Annotated in this window: 4 protein-coding genes; 2 read left to right on the top strand and 2 right to left on the bottom strand. The window is 73.6% G+C overall.

Translation table 11 applies throughout. The features are described from left to right. Nucleotides 1–126 (bottom strand): GDP-mannose 4,6-dehydratase (locus AC6EXY_RS32840; protein ID WP_499818971.1); only part of this gene is annotated, 126 nt, incomplete at its 3' end. A 63-nt stretch (nt 127–189) separates the two neighbouring features. Next, nucleotides 190–2202, bottom strand: coding sequence for an acyltransferase family protein (locus AC6EXY_RS32835; RefSeq protein WP_243407203.1), 2013 nt, complete (start codon nt 2200–2202; stop codon nt 190–192). Nucleotides 2203–3117: 915 nt separating this feature from the next. Here AC6EXY_RS32835 and AC6EXY_RS32830 point away from each other — a divergent pair. Together AC6EXY_RS32830 and AC6EXY_RS32825 are read left to right on the top strand one after the other, a co-directional pair. Beyond that, nucleotides 3118–4725, top strand: a complete 1608-nt coding sequence (locus tag AC6EXY_RS32830; RefSeq protein ID WP_499842470.1) for a glycosyltransferase family 39 protein — start codon at nt 3118–3120, stop codon at nt 4723–4725. Nucleotides 4726–4816: 91 nt separating this feature from the next. After that, nucleotides 4817–6565 (top strand): acyltransferase family protein (locus AC6EXY_RS32825; protein WP_499842469.1); only part of this gene is annotated, 1749 nt, incomplete at its 3' end.

Genomic DNA, 6565 nt, shown 5'->3' with positions numbered 1-6565 from the left:
CACCGCCACCTTCGGGTTCGACTGCCCCCGAACCAGCCCGAACACCTCATAGCCCTTCGCGGTCAACAACTCACCCAGATACAACCCGTCCTGACCGGTAATCCCGGTAATCAGCGCACGCGGCACGTCGATCCTCCTGTAGACCACCCGGTACTGTGCGAAAGGTTAGCGTCAGGTAAACCGGGACGGTCAGCCGGGTCCCGCCGCCACCGCCGGCGCATCCGTGGGGGTACTCTGCGCGGTCGCCCGCGCGATCTGGACAAGCTGCGGAATGATCGCCTCGCCGACCAGCCGGGCGCCGCCATTGGAGATGTGCACCCCGTCGTCGTCGCGCAGCCGGACGCCGTCGATCTCGTCGACGTACTTGTTGCCGGGCGTGAGAATGGCGGCGAGGTCGATCACGGTCGTTCCCGGGTGACGCGCGGCGGCCAGGCGCAGCAGCTGGTTGAAGCGGATCGCACGTGCGGGCTTCGTCTCCGGGTAGATGCTGCCGTCCGAGGCCTCGGTCGGCTTGAAGATCGGCGCGGTCAGCAGCACGACCTTCGCGCCCCCGGCGCCGAGCGTGGTGATGGCGAGGTCGAGCTCGCGGCCCAGGTAGGCGTCGAAGTCGGGCTCGCCGACGTGGCTCCACCGCCCGTTGCGCAGCTGGTCCACGATCTCCCACCGGCCGACGAGCAGCATCGCCACCGATGGATGGACCTTGTTCACGCTGTCCGTGAACCGCTGCGGCCACTGCTCGCAGCCGTCGGTGGGCCGGATCACCTCGCCCCCGACGCGCCGCTGCATCCCGCGCGCGACACCGCAGCCCAGCTTGGAGTAGTCATGGATCTCCAGGCCCTGGGTGGCGGCCATCCTCGAGAAGTCGCTGAAACCGAGGGTGAGCGCGACCGAGTCGCCGCCGAGGATCACCTTCGTCGGCGCCCCCGTGCCGGGCCCCCCGGCCGCCGCCGGCTGCGGGGAGCTCGCCGCCCGCTGCGCCAGCGCCTCCAGCTGGGCCGGGGTGCGCACCGAGCCGCCGGCGCCGGTCGTGGCCACCAGGATCACCGCGAGCACGCCGCCGAGCGCCGCCGGCACCGTCAACCGGGGCTTGGGCAGCCGGATGCGACCCCGCCGGATCGGGTTCTCCACCAGGTGGAACGACGCGAGGGTGACGGCCAGCGTCGCCCCTAGCCGCAGCAGCAACAGCACCGGGCCGTTCGTGCCGGTCCGGGTGGCCGTCAGCGTGAGGAAGACCGGCCAGTGCCACAGGTAGAGGCCGTAGGAGATCGTGCCGATGAACGTGAACGGCCGCAGCGCCAGGAAGCGGGCGACCGGTCCCTTCGGCGACTCGACGAGCGATGCGACGAGCAGCATCACCAGGATGGCCACCCCGAGGAAACCGCCGAGGTACAGCGGTCGGCTCTGGCCGCTCACCGTCGTCCAGATCACCAGCAGCGCCACCGCCGACAGGCAGCCGAGAACCGACAGGACCGACCGGGCCCGCGCCGAGATCGGGTGCGTCCGCTGGCCCCGCCACACCGCCAGCGCCGCGCCGACCAGCAGCGCCTGGGACCGGCTGTCCGTGCCGTAGTAGATCCGCGACGGGTCGGTGCCGGTCAGCAGCAACGCGCCGCCGACCAGCGCGGACGTGAGCGCGCCGAGCACGGCGATGGTCAGCGCCAGCGACTGGGCCTTCTGGCGCTGACGACGCCACCGCGCCACCGTGCGGGCGCTGTGCCGCATCAGCAGGAACACGATCAGCGGCCACAGGACGTAGAACTGCTCCTCGACCGACAGCGACCAGGTGTGCAGCAGCGGCGACGGCGCGGCGAAGTGGTTGAAGTAGCTCTGGTCGGACAGCGCGAAGCGCCAGTTCGCCACGTAGAGCAGCGTCGAGAGCGCGTCGAGGCGCAGGGTTCCGACGTCGCCCGGGGCGGCGATCCAACGCGCGTACGCGGCCACGCCGACCAGCAGGACCAGCAGCGCCGGCATCAGCCGGCGGGACCGGCGGATCCAGAAACTCCTCAGGTCGATGCGCCGGGTGTTGCGGTACTCGGTGATCAGCAGGCCGGTGATGAGGAACCCGGACAGCACGAAGAACGTGTCGACGCCGAGCAGGCCGCCTGGCATCCACGAGACTCCGGCGTGGTACGCGATGACGGCCATGACGGCGAACGCGCGCAGCCCGTCGAGCGCGGGGGAGTGCCCCAGCGGGGCGAGCACGGGCCCGGTGGCGTCGAGGTCGTCCTCCGGCCTGGGGGCCCGCGACGGTGGGGCCGTCTGGACGCCGGATCCACGCCGTCCGGCCTGGGTGCGCTCGGCGTGGGCGTGGGCCGGGCGGGCGCGGTCGGGGCCGGCCCGGGCGGCCCGCGGGGCGGGGTGGGTCAGGCCGGGCAGCCGCAGGACGGCCGTGGCGTGCGGATCGTGCTCGGCCGGCCGATGATCACCGTGATGATCGTGGCCGGGTGCGGGTCGCAGCGGAGTCGCGACCCGGGAAGACCGCGGATCAGGACGCGGCTCCCGGGCGGCACGCGGACCGGGTCGCCGCTCCCCGGGAGCACGGCCCCGCTCGCGTCCGCCGTCTCGCTCGCGGCCTTCGCCCCAATCCAGGGAGTCGACGCGCTCCGGGGGGTGGTCCAGCCCATGGCGGCGGTCCCGCTCGTGGCGGCCGGCGGTCGACGCGCGGCGGGACCGGTCGACGCCGCGCGTGGCGATCGGGGTGGTGTCGGCTGGCGACTCGCCGCCCGCGCGCCGCGGCCGGTCACCTGACGCGAGCGGGACGGTGTCGGCGTCGTTGCTGGTCAGCCTGGTCCCTCCTCGTCGTCTGCGGACGGCGTCGCCTCAGTCAACCCCTCCGGCGGCCACAGCCGGAGGGATCCGCCTTCCTCGGGCCCGCGCCACGCGCGGCTGGCTCCGATCGCGTGCGGACACCCGACCGGCAAGGCTAATCGCAGCGCCTGCGGGCCGTGCACGCGCGGTGTGTCTGTACCTATACCGAGGGACGTCCGTAGTGTCGTGGATACGGCACCTTGATACTTTCCGCCCGTGTCAGAGTTCGCGGGGGGGTACCTACGTACCGTGGGGCCGGGACCGGCGTCATCGGGGGAGCGTGCGCCCGCGTCCGGCGGGCTCATCGCGGTGGCCGGCCATGGCCGCGGCCGGCTCACGAACACGCGCGAATGGCACTTCTGGCTCATCGGACTGTGCCTGGTTGGCCTGAGCGTGCGGCTCTGTTACCTGTTCGGGTGGCTCCACCCCGCGGCCGTCCAGGGTGACCCGCTCTACTACCACGAGGCCGCGAACCTGTTCGCCCGCGGCCGCGGCTGGCCGGACCCCTACATGCTGGACGTGTCCGGACGGTACGTGCCGGACGCGCAGCACCCGCCGCTGACCAGCGCGCTGCTGGCGATCCCGTCGCTGCTCGGCCTCACCGGCTTCCTGGCCCACCAGATGTTCTGCTGCCTGCTCGGGGTCGGCTCGATCGCGCTGGTGGCGTACGCCGGCCGGCGCATCGCCGGGCCCGCGACGGGACTCGTCGCCGCCGGCATCGCCGCCGTCTACCCCGGCATGTGGCTCAACGACCCCCTGGTCATGTCCGAGACCCCCGGGATCCTGACCTGTTCGTGGATCATCCTGGCCGCCTACCAGTTCGCCGACCGGCCCCGGGCCCGCGCGGCCGCCTGGCTGGGGCTGGCGCTCGCCGCCGTGATGCTCGCCCGCGCGGAGCTGGCCCTGCTCGCGCTGGTACTCGTCGTCCCGCTGGTCGCCCTGGCCCGGGGCGTCGGCTGGCGGCGGCGGATCGGTCTGCTGGCCCTCGCCGCGGCGACCTGCGTGCTGGCCGTCGCGCCGTGGTCCGCCTACAACCTCGACCGCTTCCGCGAACCCGAGTACCTGTCCACCGGCCTCGGCACGACTTTGGCGGTGACCCACTGCCCGGCCACCTACTCGGGCCGGTACCTGGGCTGGTGGTCGTTCGCCTGCGTACAGGCGCTGCCGGAGCCGCCCGAGGAGCGCTCCGAGCGGGACGCGTTCTACCGCGAGGCGGCCTACGACTACATTCGCGCGCATTCCGACCGCCTGCCCGTCGTGGCCGCGGCCCGCCTCGGTCGCACCTGGGGTGTCTTCCGGCCGTGGCAGCAGATCCAGTTCGACCGGATCGAGCTGCGCCCGGCCAGCCTGAGCAAGGCGGGAATGATCACGTTGTGGGTGCTGGAGCCACTCGCGATCGCCGGCGCGGTCGTGCTGCGCCGCCGCCGCGTGCCGGTGCTTCCGCTGCTCGCCGTGCCGATCACGCTGAGCCTGGCGACGGTGGTCGTCTATGGCACGACCCGGTTCCGGGCCGCGGCCGAGCCGGCTCTGGTCCTGCTCGCCGCCGTCGCCCTCGCCGCCGCCGCGGGCGCGATCCGCGTCGCCGTCGCCGGCCGGTCCGGTGCCGCTCCGGCACAGGCGTTCGAGCCGGCCGGGGTTGCCGAGCCGGCCGGGGTTGCCGAGCCGGCCGGGGTTGCCGAGTCGGCCGGGGCGGTCGAGCGGGCGGCGGCTGTCGAGCCGGCAGGGACCGAGCGGGCGCGGGACGAGGAGCCGGCAGGGGCCGAGCGGGCAGGGGCCGAGCCGGCGCCGGTCGTCAAGCCGCCCGAGGTCACGGAGTCGGCGCGGGGCGCTGGGACGTCGCGGGACGAGAAGGCGGCGAAGGTGGGCGAATCGCCTCCGCGGGCCCGCCGGTCGGGGGAGCCGAAACCGGAGAAATAGCCGGGATGGCCGGGGCGACGGCCGCCGGCGGGCGGCCGCGCTGGTACCTTTCCACCGTGCCGGACAATGCGAATCCTCGGGTGCCCGGCCGGTGACGGACCACCTGCTGTCCCGATCGGTCGCGGTCCCCGCGGAAGCGCCCGCCGACGCCGCCGGTTCGAGCCCGATTCCCGATCCCCGACGCCCGGCCGTCCGGCGTCCGCCCAAGGTCGTTTTCCCGGGATTCGACGGGCTGCGGGCCATCGCCGCGCTCATGGTCGTCGTCGTCCACTCGGCGTTTCCGGCCGGGTTCACGATGAAAAGCGACCAGCTGGGTCCCTACATCGCCCGGGCCGAGGCCGGCGTGGCGGTGTTCTTCCTCATCTCGGGGTTCCTGCTCTACCGCCCGTTCGTCGCCGCCCGGCTGGCTGGCGTGGAGGGCGCGGCGGTTCCCGGGTACCTGGTCCGGCGGTTCATGCGGATCGTCCCGCTCTACTGGCTGGCGCTGGTCGTCAGCCTGACCGTCGTCAACAGCGCCCAGGCCGGCGTGCACGGTGTCGCCGGGGCGTTCCAGACCGCCCTGTTCCTACAGGGATATCAGGCCCGATGGGCCCTGCAGGGCCTCACCCAGGCCTGGACGCTCGACATCGAGGTGGCGTTCTACCTCGCCGTTCCGGTCTACGCCTGGCTGCTCGGCCGCCGCCGCCGCGAGCCGGCCGCGCAGGTGCGCGTGGAACTCGCCGTGCTGGCGGTGACGTTCCTCGCGGCGAAGGCGCTGCACTTCCTGGTCATTCCGAGCGATCAGACCTGGCTGAGCGGCTGGAACGTGTGGCTGCCCGTCTGGTGGGACCTGTTCGCCATGGGCATGGCCCTCGCGGTGGTCTCCTCCTGGTACGCCCACCACGGCCGGCAGCCCCGCTGGTCGCGGCTGCCGGGGTCGGGCACGGCCTGCTGGGCGGTTGCCGCGGTGTTCTACTGGGTGGCGACCTGGCACGCGAACCTGCCGCTGATACCGATCTTCACCCCGGACCGGGCGCAGGACATGAGCCGGCACCTGTTCTACGGCCTGTTCGCCTTCTTCCTGCTGCTGCCGGCGGTATTCGGTCCGCAGGACCGGGGGTTCGTCCGCCGGCTGCTCGCCTGCCGGCCGCTGGCCTTCCTCGGCACGATCTCGTACGGCATCTACCTATGGCACACCGCCGCCATCGATCTTGTGCTGGAGCGCGGCGGATGGCAGATGTTCAGGGTCCCCTACCCGCCGTTCCTGGCGATCGTTCTGGGGCTGACGATCACCGTCGCCACGATCACCCACTATCTCGTCGAAAAGCCCTGTATCCGGATTTCCCGCGGATGGGCGCGCCGGGCGGACGCCCTGGTGGCCCGCCGGCGCGGCCGTGGGACGGCCGGGGGCGGCCGCGACGGACTGCCGTTCGGGGTGATGCCCGGGGGCGGGCACGTGACCGTGGTGGCGGAGACGACCGCCCCGTTGCCGTCCCAGGGCCTGCCGGCATCCCGGGAGTCGTCACCGTCCCGCCGGCCGCTGCCGTCGCTCGGATCGACGCGGCCCTGGGAAAGTCCGCCGTCGCCGGGGCCGCTTCCGGCCCAGAGCGCTGACGTGCCGGCGGACACGCCGACGATGCCGCTGTCGACCGGTCCTGGCCGCGACGCGGTGGGCCCCGGGGATCAGCAGTCCCACAACGGCTACCCCACCCGGGGTGGCTGGGTGCCGCCGCGGCCGCCCGGTGGCTGGGCCTCGGCGCCCGGTGCGCCCCCGCTGCCCGCCACCCCGGGCCCCGAGGACACCGCCCGGGTGACGCGCCCGCGAGCGGCCGAGGGCGGGGCGCCGGGCACGCTCGCCGCG

This window comes from Frankia sp. RB5, assembly GCF_059816245.1.
The sequence above is the reverse complement of the archived record's forward strand: the minus strand, read 5'-3'. Positions and strand labels throughout refer to the sequence as shown.